10 protein-coding genes and 1 tRNA gene are annotated in these 16,228 nt (G+C 44.1%); 4 read left to right on the forward strand and 7 right to left on the reverse strand.

Annotated features, from left to right (window positions below; translation table 11 throughout):
- Positions 1-27: 27 nt before the first annotated feature.
- From RIB15_RS04940 to recJ, 6 genes are all read right to left on the reverse strand, one after another.
- Positions 28-3,408, reverse strand: a complete 3,381-nt coding sequence (locus RIB15_RS04940; RefSeq protein WP_350201041.1) for a DEAD/DEAH box helicase family protein — start codon at positions 3,406-3,408, stop codon at positions 28-30.
- A 3-nt stretch (positions 3,409-3,411) separates the two neighbouring features.
- On the reverse strand, positions 3,412-4,497 hold the full coding sequence (locus tag RIB15_RS04945) for a Fic family protein (protein ID WP_350201042.1): 1,086 nt from the start codon (positions 4,495-4,497) through the stop codon (positions 3,412-3,414).
- Between the two features lie 1,344 nt (positions 4,498-5,841).
- Positions 5,842-7,020: a restriction endonuclease subunit S gene (locus RIB15_RS04950; protein WP_350201043.1), complete on the reverse strand. Its 1,179-nt coding sequence runs from the start codon at positions 7,018-7,020 to the stop codon at positions 5,842-5,844.
- Positions 7,017-8,492: a type I restriction-modification system subunit M gene (locus tag RIB15_RS04955; RefSeq protein ID WP_350201044.1), complete on the reverse strand. Its 1,476-nt coding sequence runs from the start codon at positions 8,490-8,492 to the stop codon at positions 7,017-7,019. Before RIB15_RS04955 ends, RIB15_RS04950 begins: the two co-directional genes overlap by 4 nt.
- A gap of 119 nt (positions 8,493-8,611) precedes the next feature.
- Positions 8,612-8,684: transfer RNA gene (locus tag RIB15_RS04960), tRNA-Phe, on the reverse strand.
- 323 nt (positions 8,685-9,007) lie between these two features.
- Positions 9,008-10,717, reverse strand: coding sequence for a single-stranded-DNA-specific exonuclease RecJ (recJ, locus tag RIB15_RS04965; RefSeq protein WP_350201045.1), 1,710 nt, complete (start codon positions 10,715-10,717; stop codon positions 9,008-9,010).
- Between the two features lie 298 nt (positions 10,718-11,015).
- Between recJ and RIB15_RS04970 the strand changes: the two genes are divergently transcribed.
- Positions 11,016-12,191 carry a Glu/Leu/Phe/Val family dehydrogenase gene (locus RIB15_RS04970; RefSeq protein ID WP_350201046.1) on the forward strand — a complete coding sequence of 392 codons (1,176 nt, stop codon included), beginning with the start codon at positions 11,016-11,018 and terminating at the stop codon, positions 12,189-12,191.
- 276 nt (positions 12,192-12,467) lie between these two features.
- Here the strand turns inward: RIB15_RS04970 and RIB15_RS04975 are convergent, their stop codons facing one another.
- Positions 12,468-12,839: an endonuclease domain-containing protein gene (locus RIB15_RS04975; protein ID WP_350201047.1), complete on the reverse strand. Its 372-nt coding sequence runs from the start codon at positions 12,837-12,839 to the stop codon at positions 12,468-12,470.
- Between the two features lie 341 nt (positions 12,840-13,180).
- Between RIB15_RS04975 and hslO the strand changes: the two genes are divergently transcribed.
- Genes hslO through RIB15_RS04990 form a run of 3 tightly spaced genes read left to right on the forward strand, consistent with a single transcriptional unit; the run spans position 13,181 to position 16,181 of the window.
- Positions 13,181-14,083: an Hsp33 family molecular chaperone HslO gene (gene hslO, locus RIB15_RS04980; protein WP_350201048.1), complete on the forward strand. Its 903-nt coding sequence runs from the start codon at positions 13,181-13,183 to the stop codon at positions 14,081-14,083.
- A gap of 10 nt (positions 14,084-14,093) precedes the next feature.
- Positions 14,094-14,924 (forward strand): hypothetical protein, encoded by an 831-nt coding sequence (locus RIB15_RS04985; RefSeq protein WP_350201049.1) that lies wholly within the window; start codon positions 14,094-14,096, stop codon positions 14,922-14,924.
- A 21-nt stretch (positions 14,925-14,945) separates the two neighbouring features.
- Complete coding sequence (locus RIB15_RS04990) at positions 14,946-16,181, forward strand: NAD(P)/FAD-dependent oxidoreductase (RefSeq protein ID WP_350201050.1); 1,236 nt, start codon at positions 14,946-14,948, stop codon at positions 16,179-16,181.
- Positions 16,182-16,228: the final 47 nt, after the last annotated feature.

Here is a 16,228-nt window from a genome sequence, read left to right on the forward strand (position 1 = left end):
GATGAGGTTTCATTGGGGAAATTGTATTCACCCTACCTTGATCTCATTCAAGCTTCTAACCTTCTCAACCAGCAGATCAATGACTTTGGCATTGTTATCAAAGACCCCATCTAATCCGTCTTCATCAATAAAGTCGAACGGTGGTTCGTAGAGGTTGGCAACATCCAGGTGGCCTTTTTCGGTGTAGAATTCAATCATCTGCTCAATAAACTGTATTTGATTTGAACTGAGCTGATTGCTTTGCAGGAATTGATCGAATTCTTTGACCACGGCTTCTCGATCCAGCCCTGAAACAGATCGTACAAACTCGACTATCTTTAAATTCTTACCCACGAGCTCATGAAATTCCTCGGAACTAATGCTTGGATCGGACTCCAAAAGAAACTGCTCCAGGGTTTCAAGGTCTTTATCCGTGAGCGGTTTCGCTTTCCGGATTTTCTCAATGATCAAATGATTGCTGTGTTCTTCGATGAACTTCCGGATCTTTCTCAGGTACCGATCTTTATTAATTGCAGACTCACCTACCATCCCTTCTTCAAATTCCGGATCGGATAATTCATCTTCAAAATCCGTAAATGCAATGGTTTTATCTTTCGTATCGATCAAATGCATTAGCTCTCTTAGATTGGCTCTGATCTCATCCATCTCAGAAGGGTGGGGCGACTCCCAAAATTCTTCACTCATGGATTGTTGAACCGAAGGCAACACATTCTTTACTGCCGGTATATGCTTTTTGTTAAACAATATCTCCGCAATGCGAATGGCGTTTTCTTTGAGATTACTTTTCTCCAGCACTCCGTCTAACACCTGATGTTGTAAATTGAGCATCAACAAATCATATCGACGAGTCCTTTCATCTTCGTTCAAATTAGGAGGGATAACCTCAGCCAGCTTTCGTACAATTTCATTGCGTTCATTGGACTGTAGATGCTCCCAAACCGATCGCTCTTCTAGTTTATGCACTAGCTTTAAGTGCGGCCTGACCTGAATACTTTGATGATCAAGGTTTGAAACCTGCTGATGAAGTAGATTCAATAATTCGGTCCGGTACTCCTGCAATACTTCATCCTGATTGTACGGTTCGTTGGTCAGCTTAGAAGTCAGACTCAATCGTTGTTCAAAAATGCGTGCTGTTATCGAAGCGCTGGAAGTGGTCTCATATCCTTCTGGATTTTCCTCAAAGAACTCGAAGTTGCCACAGTAATCGAAAATCAGAAAGTGCTGCTTATCCTCACCGGGGCCAAACAGATCAGGACGCAAACGGGTACCACGACCAATCATCTGATTGAACTTTGCCTTGGAACGAACCGGTTTAAAAAAGACCAGGTTTACACAGTCAGGTGCATCTATTCCCGTATCCATCATATCCACCGATATGGCAATGACAGGCATTTTCTTAGGGAAACAGAAATCCTCAATTAAATCCTGAGCATATTCTACCTTATTGTGAATTACTTTGGCAAGTTTTCCTGCATAAGCAGGATAGATTTTATCAAAAGTCTCGCGGATAAACTTTGCATGTCGCTGATTCTTAGCAAAAATGATGGTGTCTCCAAGTCGGTCACCACCTTCTACCTTGATTCCATACTCCATGAGCTGAGTAAGAACTTTCTCAACCGTATCCTCATTGAACAGGAATGCATTTAATTTCTGGGGATCTACATATCCCGGACCGGTTTCTAGATCGGTATCTCTGATGAGATCATCATACACCTTTTTCTCTTCTTCGGATAGTTCAGAGTAGGTAACACCATGCGTTAAAAGATTTCCGAGAACTTTTACTTTTTTCGGAGGAACCAAAAACCCATCATTCACCGCCTCTTCTAATCCATATGCATAAGTGGGATTTCCTTGTTCGGCATTGAATAGATCATAAGTGTCGTGGTCAACATCTTCTTTGGGCGTGGCTGTTAACCCCAGCAGCAGGGCGTCAAAATAGTCGAAGATGGCCTTATATTTATTATACACACTTCGGTGAGCCTCATCGATGATCACGAGATCAAAGTGGCCGGGATCAAACTTTCGCTTTCCTTCTTCCAGGTTTTCGATCTGGTTTAGCATCGTCGGATAGGTGCTGAAGACCACTCGAGCCGCATCATCATTCTTTTCTTCCACTAAGTTTACGATGGGAACTTCGGGGAGGTGTTCTGCATAATTTTTATAGGCTTGCTTCACCAAGGCGTTGCGATCCGCTAAGAACAACACACGTTTAGCCCATTTCTTTTTAAGCACCATATCCGTGATGGAAATAGCGGTACGGGTTTTTCCTGTACCGGTGGCCATCACCAGTAACGCCCGGCGGTGCCCCTCCTGGAATCGTTCCCCGACTCTTCGAATAGCGGCTACCTGATAGTAACGTCCTGTAATTTTTTTATTGACCTCCGCCAGTTTAAGCGACTCTTTATTCGCTCGCTGAAAGAACAGCTTTTGAAGGCTGTCTTTCGTGTAGAATCCTAAAACTTTTCGCGGAGGGTACTGCTCATCGTCCCAGATCCAGATCTCATAACCGTTCGACATGAAGATGACCGGGCGAACGTCAAACTCTTTCTCCAGGCAATCCGCATACAGCTTGGCCTGATGCTGTCCTTCATCATAGCTGCGAGTCGTTCGCTTGGCTTCCACCAAGGCAAGGGGTTTGCCGTTATCATCCCAAAGCACATAATCCACATAGCCGGTTCCGGATTTGTTGGGCATTCCCGAGACCTCATACTCGCGGACGTTCCGCTCGGCCGGGTCCCAGCCTGATTCCCGAAGCATGACATCAATCAGTAGTTCGCGGGTCTCCGCCTCGTTGTAATCGTGATTATCAGCGTACTTGCGGGTTTGCAAGCGCATCTGTTTGATCTCGCGGTTGCGCTGCTCTAAAGCTTTGTCTTTTTCTTCCAGCGACTGCTGTAATTCCCGCAAGCGATCTGCCCGTTCTTCCATTTGGGATTCGAGCTCCTGCAATCGCTCCAGAGATTCTTTGGAAGCCGATTCTACCTTGGGGACTTTATTGGGATCAAATTCCAATTCAGGCTTGGGCTCTTCATCGGTAGTGTACGTACTATAAAGCCAATACATCACATGAAAAACTTCCCGGCAAACTCGCAAGGCATCGTCTTCTGTGACTCGCTTGTTTTCGTGAAGTGCAATGTTGCCCACCTTCCGAATCACTTTGATCTTCTCATACACCTTATAGCCAATGATCTTTTTGAAGCCCATTTCATTGGTGATGTTATACAAACCGGTGTCGTAGGGGAGTTCTAAATCTTCGTCATGTTCGTACATCCACAGTACCACCTGCTCGATCAAGTGCCGGGCACGGCCGCAGGCTCCACGCGGATCAAAATGCACGAGTTTTTCCACGGCTTGGGCATCATCGATAAACTCGGGCCAGTCGGGATGTAGAAAGTCAAAATTGGACATGCTTTACTTGTTATCTACTAATATTTCCAACAAATTGTTGTTAATGTAATAATTATCTCTTCCCTGTTTTACTTTTTTTAGAAAATTGGCCTCCGACAGTTCGTCTAAATATTTGGTAGCGGTAGGGCGACTGACTCTCAAGTCGTCTTTCAGGTGATTGATTTTGGTATAAGGATGCCTGAAAATATGATTGATCAGGTCCTGACTGTAAAAAGAGAATTGTTTTCTGATTTCATGCTTGGCCCTTAGCATTTCTTCTCGAATCTGGGTGATGTCTTCAATGGTGCCGATGGATGTTTGTTTAACCCCTTCAAGCAGATACAAAATCCAGCTTTCCCAATCATTGTGGGTTCTTACGCGTTGCAACAACTCGTAATATTTTGGCTTATTTTGTACGATATACCTGCTTAGATACAGTACCGGAATATCCAGCAATCCTTTTTGAACTAGGTACAGCATGTTGATAATCCGTCCTGTTCTCCCATTCCCATCATAGAACGGATGGATGCTTTCAAACTGAACATGAATGATGGCCATTTTAATAAGCGGATGAACAGGAGAGAGCTCATCGTTATTGATGTATTGCTCCAGATTATTGAGGGCTTTTAGGATAACCTCTTTGTGTTGAGGCGGAATAAATACCACTTCTCCGGTAGCAGGATTCGTTAGTTTTGTCCCGGGTAAAGCCCGTACGCCCGCATCGTTATCTTCCAGGGTTTCCTGAATGGCAATGATATCGTTAATTCGTATAAGTCCACCTTTTTGAATACGGTCAAAGCCTTCTTTTAGGGCAACGGCGTATCTCTGTACCTCCTTTGTAGTTTGATCTATTCTCTTCTCTTTTTCTACATCGGCTTTGTAAAGGGCATCGCTGGTGGTAACAATGTTCTCAATTTCGGAGGAATCTCTTGCCTCCTGAATGGGCAGCGTATTAAGCAGAATAGCCTGATTCGGAATGGTTTGAGAAATCCCCTTTAACTCAGATAAATACTGCTGAGCTTCCAGCGCTTTTTTGAGCACTTCAGGCGTTTCCACATTCACATTGGGAGGAAGCGGGCTCCATTCCCATTCTTTTGGTTCGGATGTCATAACATTTTGGTTAATTCTTTACACATATAAGAGTATATGTAAAAAATATCCGAATTTCTTTACATATAATGGAAACGTGTAAAGAAAACAGTGATTATTTATAGTATCGTCATCGCGAGGAGAAATGAATGCTTACAGTCGAGTTATATTGTAATCCGACGACGCGATCTCACTGAACTATTTGGGATCTCGCTATCGGGAGATTGCTTCGTTGAACTATATCCCAATCCTGCATTAAGCATTTCGGGCGCCTCGCAATGACGGGTTTCTATTTTAATCCCGGTAAATCACCCAATCCCGAAAATCATAGTTCAAATACCCGGTCATCGCGAGGAGTATCGGTGTTTTCACTCGGCCACCATTTTCTTCCGACGAAGCGACCTCCCTGCATTACTTGAGATCTCGCTATCGGGAGATTGCTTCGTTGAACTACATCCCAAACCTGCATTAAGCATCACGGCGCCTCGCAATGACGGGTTTTTATTTTTTAATCCCGGTAATCCCCCAATCCTGAAAATCATGGTTCAAATACCCGGTCATCGCGAGGAGTATCGGTGCTTGCACTCGGCCACCATTTTCTTCCGACGAAGCGATCTCCCTGAACTACTTGGGAGGCTGCTATCGGGAGATTGCTTCGTTGAACTACATCCCAAACCTGCATTAAGCATCACGGCGCCTCGCAATGACGGGTTTTTATTTTAATCCAGGTAATCCCCCAATCCCGAAAATCATGGTTCCAATACCCGGTCATCGCGAGGAGTATCGGTGTTTGAACTAAAGCAATTTGTCTTCCGACGAAGCGATCTCCCTGCATTACTTGGGATATCGCTATCGGGAGATTGCTTCGTTGAACTATATCCCAATCCTGCATTATGCATCACGGCGCCTCGCAATGACGGGTTTTTATTTTAATCCCGGTAATCCCCCAATCCCGAAAATCATGGTTCAAATACCCGGTCATCGCGAGGAGTATCGGTGTTTGAACTAAAGCAATTTGTCTTCCGACGACGCGATCTCCCTGCATTACTTGGGATCTCGCTATCGGGAGATTGCTTCGTTGAACTATATCCCAATCCTGCATTATGCATCACGGCGCCTCGCAATGACAGGTTTCTATTTTAATCCCGGTAAATCCCCCAATCCTGAAAATCATGGTTCAAATACCCGGTCATCGCGAGGAGTATCGGTGCTTGCACTCGGCCACCATTTTCTTCCGACGAAGCGATCTCCCTGCATTACTTGAGATCTCGCTATCGGGAGATTGCTTCGTTGTTCTGCATCCCAATCCTGCATTATGCATCACGGCGCCTCGCAATGACGGGTTTTTATTTTAATCCCGGTAAATCACCCAAACGCCCCCTGCACCAACGACGAAAACAACTCTTCTGATTTTTTTAAAATGAGCTTGTTTTCTGCTCTTTCTTTCATAATGCTTTCTGAAATATTTAAAAACTTATCCTGCATCTCAATGGGAGGTAATATAATTTCATAATCCTTTACCATACCGACATTTAAGTTCGGCTGATTCCCGCCTCTCCCCATTTCTCTTAGTTCATCATATTGAAGCTTTAGGTAATTGAATAAAAAGTCCGGTTTAAATTTTTCAGATGGATAAATAGCCGCACAAGCTTGGTTAGTTGTTGCTTCCAGCTTTAACATGCCAACATTCCCTCTTGTCTTACCTTGTCCATACATAGCTACCAAAATTGTATCCTTTGGATATAACTTACAGCTGGACTCTTTTAAGCCTAATTCAGTAATAGTTTCTTCAGATTCATAAATATATCTTCCGCTAACTTCTGTTGTTTTAACCCATGGAATTTTCCCACCAAAATACTCCGGTTTTTTTCTTGAAGGAGTGCTGCCAGAATTTATCTTCGTTAGTTCTTTCAACTTTACTTTATCCCACCCTTTCGGATTGGTAACCGGATCCCCAAACATCTCCAAAAACACGCTTTGGATGAGTTCGTCGTATTTGGCGAGCATTTCCCTGTCTATGTCGATGAGCCGCTGCGCCCGGTCCAGCTTCTCCACAATGGCTTTCTGCTCGGTAAGGCTGGGCAGGGGGATTTTTACCTTATCAAGATATCTTTTGAGTTGTAAATTTCGGATACCTGTAGTTTTATTTTGAAATAACTCACTTCCGCCCCTTATGTAAGAATGAAGTAATCCATAATGAACATACTTTGGCTCTACTTCTTTCTTTGGTCTAATTGCACTCGTAAAGTTGCTAAACAAATAATTTTCACCATCGTCAATATCAAAATATACCACGCGACCAACGGGTTGATTTTTGCTACCACCAGATTTCTCTATAATAATATCTCCTGGTTTAAGCCTTTTCTTCTCAATCTTTCGGTCTGGAATTTCACGAAATGCTACATCATGCAAATCAATCCTTCCATCATCTGAAAAATTTGTATTCCTAATAACAGGAATGCCATCTGATTCTGATTCAGCTTCGTTTCCCCATTCACCACTAACCGGTTTTTCGACAATTTTTGAAATGCTAACTCTCTTCAAACCATCCCCTCCAGTTCATCCAAAATTTTCAGGCGTTCTTCGGCAAGCTGTCGCAGTCCGGGCTGACCATCTTTCCCGTTGATGATGGTTTTGGGATCGTCGTATTCCACTTCTTCGTATTCAATCTCTTTGTAGCGGTTAATGGAGAGATCGTAGTTTTGCTCCACGATCTCGTCTTTTGGCACGAGGAAACTGCGCTCGGTGCGCTTGCGGCCGGTTTCATCGTCTAAATTATGGTATCGCTGAATGATGTCGGGGATGTCGTCGTCTTCAATTTTATCGCGCTTGTCATCGAGGGAATAACCGTCGGCTTTCATATCGTAAAACCAAACGTTATCGGTTCCGCCCGAGTTGGTTTTGGTGAAGATGATCACAGCCGTACTCACTCCGGCATAGGGTTTAAATACCCCGCTCGGCATAGAGATCACCGCATTCAGCTGCTGCTCTTCCACCAAAATCCGGCGTATTTCCTTATGCGCTTTGGAACTTCCAAATAGCACACCATCCGGCACCACCACGGCAGCCCGTCCACCGGTTTTCAGCGCTCGTAAAAAGAGGGCATTAAACAGCAATTCGGTCTTTTTGGTCTTTACGGTTTGGAGCAGATCGACCGCTACACTGTCATAATCCAGCGAACCCTTAAACGGGGGATTGGCAAGAATAAGATCAAAGCGGTCACGAAGGTCATCATCATCCGAAGAAGAAAGCGAATCTTTGTAGTCAATCGTCGCGCCGTCAAAACCATGCATCACCATATTCATATTCCCGATGCGGAGCATGGAGTTGTCAAAATCGTAGCCGGTAAACATCTCCGACTTAAAATGTTCGCGGGTTTTATCATCCACCATGGCCTTGGCGTGGTTATCGCGAATGTATTCTCCGGCAGCCACTAAAAATCCGGCCGTACCACAAGCAGGATCGGCGATATTCTCCAGCGGCTTGGGCTGGGTCAGCTCCACCATCATCTTAATAATGTGTCTCGGCGTACGGAACTGCCCGTTTTGTCCTGACTCTTTCAATTTCGAGAGCATGTATTCATACACATCTCCCTTCATATCTCGATTACTCAAATCAAGCTGATCCAATAAATCCACCACACGCGCCAATGTGGATGCTTTCGGAAACATAAAAATAGCTCCCTCCATATGCTTGCGATAGGTATTGCCGTTTTTACCTCCCAGTTTTTTCATAAACGGAAACACGTCATCTCTGACCGTTTCGAATAATGCATCCGGGTCGAGCTGCTTTAAATTTCGCCACCGAAGATGTTCTTCATCTTCCGCAAAAATCATTTCTTGATCATCACCGGTACGAATAGCTTTTCTTTCTTTTCGAAGTTGATCATCATCCAGTCCTTTGATGAACAAGAGATAGGTCAGTTGTTCAATGACGGTAAGCGGATTGGAAATGCCCGCCGTCCACAGCGTTTCCCAAATTTTATCGACTTTATTTTTTAGTTCGCCTGTGAGCATGATTTGATCACCTATTAAGATAGATTTAGAAATTATAAATGCATAGCATAACGAAACAAACATCTCCCGAAAACAAAAAAGCCCGATACAATTTAACCTGCATCGGGCTTTACTTGATGTGGGACCGGGCGGATTTGAACCGCCGACACACGGATTTTCAGTCCGTTGCTCTACCTACTGAGCTACAGTCCCTTTCAACAAGGACGGCAAAGATACAGGGTTTGGAATCTTTATACAATAATAAATTGGCAGAAAGCAGAGTCTTTTTACCAAACAGCATTAATTACCACATCAAGATCCCGGATCAAGTCCGGGATGACAACATTGGGTAGATCAAAAATACGAAGCCTTACTTTGTCATCCCGAGTGCGTAGTAAACCTTTAACTCTGAGATGTAATACACGAGGGACCTCAAAGTTAAAACTACCCGTTAATGCAGAACCTGATATCCTTCGCGTTGTGTAAAAGATGCCTTTCAAAATTCATTGGCGCTCAGGATGACAATACCCTAAAACCTACTCTCCCGAAATATGTATGTCTTTTAAGCGAAGCTGTAGCGTACGCCGGCCGTTCCAGTTATTCTCTTCCAGTACATAGGCAATTTTAAACGGATCTCCCTTTCGTACATCCGGCAGGTATTCGTGCATATTAAAGCCGATGGTATCAAAAACTCCGGAACCGTTTTGGCTGACCCGCATCTTCAGGTGTCCATTCCCTACAATCGTGGGAACACCTACCACTGTAACCTCTTCACTTACAAAAACAGGACGGAGGTTGCCGGGGCCAAAGGGCTCAAACTGACTCAACAACTTCCAGAATTTCATATCCACTTCCCCCAGGTCCAGCTTGGCATCAACGGTAAGTTCTGGTTCAAAAGAATTTTCTGAGAGGTCGGTATAGGCCAGCTCGTTCATCCGGCGACGGAATTCAGACAGATTCCCCTCTTCGAGGGTGAGTCCGGCCGCAAACTCATGCCCGCCAAACTGCTCAAGTAAATCACCACACTTCTTGATGGCATCATAAATATTGAAGCCCTTAATACTCCGTGCCGATCCTTTGATCTTTCCATCTACGTTACTGAGCATAATAGCGGGGCGGTGATATAAATCCACCAGCCGCGAGGCCACAATTCCAATCACCCCAAGATGCCAGTCTTCACTGTACAACACGATGGTGGAAGTCTCATCCATATCAAAATCTTTTTCGATTTGCTCCATGGCTTCCTTCATGGTTTTGGAGTCGGTATCCCGGCGTTTCAGGTTAATCGATTCCAGCTCGTAGGCATGCGATTTAGCTTCACCCAGACTCTCGGAAATCATGAGCTTTACAGCCGTACTGGCATCGCCCATACGTCCGGCTGCATTAATCCGCGGGCCAATGGAAAACACAATTTTGGACGTGTTTACATCTTCCTTGGAAACCTTGATCAACTCAAGCAGCGCTTTAATTCCAACACGCGGACTCCGCTGTATCATCTGCAGGCCAGCTTTCATCAGCACCCGGTTTTCATCAATGATGGGCACGATATCGGAAGCAATAGAAATGGCCACCAGATCCAGAAACTTATAGGAAATAGTATCCGGCAACCCCAACTTGTGGATGGTTCCCTGAATGAGTTTAAAACCAACACCTGCACCAGAGAGCCCTTCAAAGGGATAGCTGCAATCGGGGCGCTTGGGATCGAGAACAGCTATGGCATCCGGAATTCCATCGCCTACCGTATGGTGATCACAAATAATCAGGTCGATGCCTTTTTCTTTGGCCACCCTGGCTTCTTCAATAGCTGTGATTCCGCAATCTACCGATACAATCAGTGAAGCCTTAATTTCTTCAGCGTACTTAATACCATCGGGATTAATACCATACCCCTCTTTGAAGCGATGAGGAATGTAATAGTCAGCATCTACCCCAAATTCTTTTAAAAAAGTGTAGACGCAGGAAGTTGCCGTAGTCCCGTCAACGTCGTAGTCGCCGTAAACGAGTACTTTCTCACTTTTACGAATGGCCAGAGCTAAACGTTCTGCACCAGCTTCCATATCCTTCATTAAAAAAGGATCGTGGAGGTTTTCTATCTTTGGCCTGAAAAAGTATTCTGCATCATCGTATGTTTTTATGCCGCGTATAGCCAATAGTTGGGCTATTTTGTCCGGAATTCCAAGCATATCCCCTAATTTGGCGATGTACTTTTCCTCTTCCGGCTGCGCGTATACCCAGCGGAATGACATGATTGTTTTGTGCTTTATTTTTATACATAGAGGCAAATCGGCGGCCAGGCCGGTACGCCAACGCAAAATGCGTTCTTATTACTTATATAAAATACTATTTAACGAGAGAAAATCAGCATGTTTGTTAACATAAAAATCACAATGCCCCTTCATCGTTCAAATTCGGCCCAACTCTTCAAAAAATAATTACAAGTATTTATGTCTGAACCGATTTATTTGGTTGAGAACCGTCAAATAAATCCCGAACTTTGGAAGCGGTTCCAGAAAAGAGCCTTATGAATAATTTATCCTTGTTGAAATGATTGATGCACCCGTTAAACACCCCAGGAAATTGACTGAAGAAAACCCAAATTTTTCCATTTTTAATCAGCTTGCCAACCATGAACATGAGCAGATCGTGATGTGCTCTGATCCTGAAGTTGGACTGAAGGCCATCATCGCTATTCATAATACAACACTTGGTCCTGCTCTTGGCGGAACCCGTATGTGGAACTATGAATCTGAAGAAGCTGCACTCAAAGATGTACTTCGCCTTTCACGGGGCATGACCTACAAAGCAGCTATTTCCGGGCTGAATCTAGGAGGCGGTAAAGCTGTCATTATCGGCGACCCGCATACTGAAAAAACCGAAGCTTTATTCCGGTCTTTTGGTCGCTTTGTGGATGGCTTGGGTGGACGATACATCACCGCTGAAGACGTGGGAATGACCGAGCGGGAGATGGAATGGATTTATTCCGAAACCAAGTATGTAACCGGAATCCCAAAAGCGTTGGGTGGCAGTGGAAATCCTTCTCCGGTGACTGCCTATGGTGTGTACATGGGAGTGAAAGCCTGTGCCAAAAAAGCGTATGGAAGTGATTCACTGGAGGGCAAAAAGATCGCACTTCAGGGAGCCGGAAATGTGGCATCCTATTTTGCTAAACATGCATCCAAAGAAGGAGCAAAACTCTACATTTGTGATATTTACGAAGACAAAGCCAAGTCTCTGGCTGAAGAAGTGGGTGGGGAGCTGGTAGATCCTGACGATATTTACGGACTGGATGTAGACATCTATACCCCTTGTGCTTTAGGCGGTGTCATAAATGACGACACCATGGATCAGTTTAAGTGTGATATTATTGCCGGCGGCGCCAATAACGTGCTGGATGAAGAAGATAAGCACGGACAAATGCTGCTCGACAAGGGCATTTTATACGCACCAGACTATGTGATTAACGCCGGTGGAATTATAAACATTGCCAGCGAACTGGAAGGATATAATGAGGAAAGAGCTCTTCAGAATGCCGGAAATATCTATAACACCATCACTGACATTCTAAATTATTCAGAAGAACATGGCATCCCGGCTCATGTTGCTTCTAACGATCTGGCAGAGAAAAGAATCAATACGATTGGCCATATCAAGAATAAATATTCCTCTAAAGCAAATGTATCCGGAAGGCTTGGAGAAGTTTACAAACGGTTTATCGACTGATAGATAAAGTCAATCCTATTTGAGTGAGTGAAAGGGGCGCTTCGGTTTGAGGCGCCCTTTTTTTTGTGGGGTGGCCTTCGCGGGCATTGACCCTCTCCTTTGTTTCCTCTCCCCAGAGAGGAAGACTCCTTAGTGATATTTCAGCTTATTTCAAGACTCTTGCCAATGGGTATATTCTTTTACTCACTCATAAACCAACCAAGGAGTCTTCCCCGCTCGGGCGGGGATTGAGGGGCGGGTCAATGCCGGCGAAGGGCTCTGCACTTTTATAAAAGCTCACTCATGCTCAAGTATCCACCTTTCTATTTCCATCACTACAGACTCCGTATAGTGCTTAGCATCAGATTCACTAAAACGCAGAAAACTCACACCCAACTGCTCAATTATTTCCTGACGTTGTTTATCATATTCAATTTTATAGTCATGACTTCTGCCATCAATTTCGATTGCTAACCTGAGTTCACGGCAATAGAAATCAACGATGAAACGATGGACTGGATGCTGCCTCCGGAATTTATAATCGAGTAGCTTCTTATTCTTAATTGCTTTCCAAATTTCGATTTCGCCTGGAGTCGAATTTTTTCGAAGCCAGCGGGCTTTGGCAATAAGATCTTTCCTATATGGAATGATTGGTATTCTCTTTTTCATTGTACCCTCTTTTATTTTAAAAACTATAAAAAATGAGGTAATGGCAAGTTTTTGGGCCTTCGTAGGCATTCACCTTCTCCTTTGTTTCCTCTCTCGGGAGAGGAAGACTCCTTGGTTATATCAGATTCCGCTACAACATGACTGCCAATGGGTATATTCTTTTACTCACTCATAAACCAACCAAGGAGCCTCCCCGCTCGGGCGGGGATTGAGGGGTGGGTCAATGCCGGCAAAAGGCTATCCCTTTTTTAAAAGACCATACTTCTCCCTCCAAATAAAATTACTTTTTCTGCGTATCTTTGAGGTACTATTTTTTAAAAAGAGATTTTTTTATTCCACCTATGAACATTGAAGAATATAATTTTAAAGACCGTCTTATTAAGGGCATAACAACTGACGGTCATTTCAAAATATCTGTTGTTAAAACTACTGAAGTCGTGAAAACGGCTCGAGAAAACCACCAGCTTTCCTTGCTGAATACCGTCATTTTAGGGCGGGCGTTGACAGCCACCATGCTGCTGGCTTCTGAACTAAAAGGAGAAGAACGCATCCAGCTTCGTATGGATGGTGACGGACCCATTGGTTTTATCATAGCAGAGGCAAACTCGGTTGGAGAGATTCGTGGTTATGTTCAGAATCCTGCCGCTGATCTGGATTATACTAACCCGGAAACCGAGCTTGGAGATGGTATCGGGTTAGGAATCATGACCTTCTCAAAAGTGCTTTACAACGAAGCCGAACCTAAAACAAGTACCATCCAGCTGGTTAAGGGTGACATAAACAGTGATGTAGCCCATTATCTTGCTCAATCCGAACAAATTCCTTCTGCTCTTCTTACCGATGTAGGAATTGACGAGGACGGTAACGTTACCGAAGCTGGCGGATTATTGATTCAGCGTTTACCCGGAGCTCCTGACGGTCAGATTGATTTGCTTCAGGAACGATTGGGCTCATTTCCGGCTATCGACGAATTGTTGTCAGATGATCAGTATATCGATGAGATTATGAGCAAGGCAGTATCCCCTCTGAAAGTTAAAGAACTAAACCGACAGCCTGTTGATTTCTTCTGCCGCTGCAGCCGCAAACGTTTTCTGAATGCACTGGCTATGCTCAGCTACGAAGACCTAAAAGAAATGGACGGCGAAGGGCAGGAAATGGTTTGCCAGTATTGCAACAATAAGGAGTTTATTTCGAAAGAAGAGATCGAAAAAATTGTGATGGATGCTCAGGCTAAAATGAATTAAAAAAAATCTTATGGGAAAGCTCTCCGACGAAGAAATCAGGCAAATTGTACAAAAAACCACACTGCTCCAAAAGTTTGGAGAGCAAAGCAACTCAAGAAAACCTGAGGATGCTAATAAGGAAATCCAATCCCTTTATGAGATAACAGACGACCTTGGCATTCCCCGCCGGTTCGTTTACGAAGCTTACGTTGAGCAAAGTGGTATCCCGATTCATGAACCGATGGTTATTGATAACCACGACTTTAACAGCACAGAGGTTGTTGGATTTGCCAGAGGCACCATCGATAAAGAGCTTTTTAATGAACTAAAAGGTCAGGCAGAATATCATTTTAATACATTGGGGACTGTTACCCGGCGGCGAAATAAAATTATCTGGAAAGCCAGGCCCGTTGGCCCATCCAAATTTATAGCCTCTGCCAACTCTCCGGAAATAGAGTTTGAGCAATTAGACGGGAATACCAAAATCAAAGTTAGCCAAAGTCTAAAGACCCTTAACAAGTTCTATTTACCAGCTGCCGCCGCAGCTTTTGGAGCTTTCATGCTTTTTGCAGGGGCCATTTTTGGTCAGTTTAACAATGATGTTGCCCCTCCTTTGATTGTTTCTGCGATCATTCTGGCTGGTACTTTCTTTTATTCCCGTTTTATTAATAGCCGCAAGAAAAAACGGAAGAAAGATCTTCAGGGATTTACGGAAACCCTTCAGGGGAAAATTGAACGCCACCTGAAGTCAACCATTGATGCAAAAGCTCAGGAAAAAGAAAGCGGCCAAATTGAAATTCCTGAAAATGAATATGAAGAAGAAGATGTTAAGGAAGACTCACGATCAAAAATAAAAGAATAACCACTTTCACTCCTCACTCATATGGGTAAAAATGTAGTTATTGTCGGCGGAGGATTCGCCGGAATTTCAGCCGCAAAAAAACTGGCCAACACATCCTACAAAATCACTATCGTTGACAAAACCAATCATCACCTTTTTCAGCCTTTACTTTATCAGGTAGCCACAGCCGCCCTTTCACCAGGCGATATTGCCATGCCAATCCGGGCGATCTTCAGCAAGCAGAAGAATGTGCAGGTTATTTTGGGGGAAGTCACCAGGGTAGATAAAGACCAAAATCGCATCTATCTGCGAAACGGATCCAGTCTTCCCTTTCATTATCTGATTCTGGCACCCGGAGCTCAATACAACTATTTTGGAAATGAAAAATGGAAAGAGCATGCGCCGGGACTGAAATCACTTTCTGATGCACTCGAAATACGGGAACGTATTTTACTTTCTCTCGAAAAAGCTGAGCAAATCATTGATGCCGAAAAAAGGAAGCCTTTTCTGACCTATGTAGTAATTGGGGGCGGCCCAACCGGAGTAGAGATGGCTGGCTCCATCGCTGAAATTGCCAAGCGAAGCATGATGCGGGATTTCCGGAATATCCGGCCTGAAGAAACTACAATTTATCTTATAGAAGCAGCCGAAGGAATTCTGAATGGTTTCGATAAACCACTACCTGAAAAAGGCCTTCAAACATTAAAAGATATGGGCGTGGAAGTATTACTGAATTCTCCTGTTGAAGAGATCAGGGAAGATGGTGTTCAGGTTGACGGGCAGTTTATCGAGACTCCAAATATAATCTGGGGAGCTGGAGTTAAGGCCTCTCCTATAATCCAGGAATTAGGTATTGAAACCGACCGCATGGGACGGGCTATGGTTGAAGGGGATCTTTCTATATCGGGTTCACCAAATATTTTCGTAGCCGGAGATGCCGCTCATGTTAAAGATGAAAGAGGAAATCCATTACCGGGACTTGCTCCGGTAGCCCTTCAGCAGGGAAAGTATCTGGGAAATATTATTAAGCAATCTTCTTCTAACCGTAAACCTTTTCACTATGTCGACAAAGGCACTATGGCCACTATCGGCCGCGCCAAAGCAGTTGCTGATATTCGGGGATTTAAATTCAGCGGCTTTTTTGCATGGCTGCTCTGGGGACTCATCCACATTTTCTTTCTTATTGGCTTCCGAAATCGATTCCGGGTTTTTGCCGAGTGGACCTGGCATTACATCACTTTTAAACGCGGTGTTCGACTGATTGCAAAAAAAGAATAAAGGATAATTTTACTTCTCTTGAATAGATAGTAGCTTTGCTCTTCAAC

Source organism: Gracilimonas sp. (assembly GCF_040218225.1).
Taxonomy (GTDB): domain Bacteria; phylum Bacteroidota; class Rhodothermia; order Balneolales; family Balneolaceae; genus Gracilimonas.

Coding starts and splice junctions, on each gene's coding strand:
- RIB15_RS04940 (WP_350201041.1), bottom strand. CDS start 3,408: ATGTCCAATTTTGACTTTCTACATCCCGACTGGCCCGAGTTTATCGAT.
- RIB15_RS04945 (WP_350201042.1), bottom strand. CDS start 4,497: ATGACATCCGAACCAAAAGAATGGGAATGGAGCCCGCTTCCTCCCAAT.
- RIB15_RS04955 (WP_350201044.1), bottom strand. CDS start 8,492: ATGCTCACAGGCGAACTAAAAAATAAAGTCGATAAAATTTGGGAAACG.
- recJ (WP_350201045.1), bottom strand. CDS start 10,717: ATGTCATTCCGCTGGGTATACGCGCAGCCGGAAGAGGAAAAGTACATC.
- RIB15_RS04970 (WP_350201046.1), top strand. CDS start 11,016: ATGATTGATGCACCCGTTAAACACCCCAGGAAATTGACTGAAGAAAAC.
- RIB15_RS04975 (WP_350201047.1), bottom strand. CDS start 12,839: ATGAAAAAGAGAATACCAATCATTCCATATAGGAAAGATCTTATTGCC.
- hslO (WP_350201048.1), top strand. CDS start 13,181: ATGAACATTGAAGAATATAATTTTAAAGACCGTCTTATTAAGGGCATA.
- RIB15_RS04985 (WP_350201049.1), top strand. CDS start 14,094: ATGGGAAAGCTCTCCGACGAAGAAATCAGGCAAATTGTACAAAAAACC.
- RIB15_RS04990 (WP_350201050.1), top strand. CDS start 14,946: ATGGGTAAAAATGTAGTTATTGTCGGCGGAGGATTCGCCGGAATTTCA.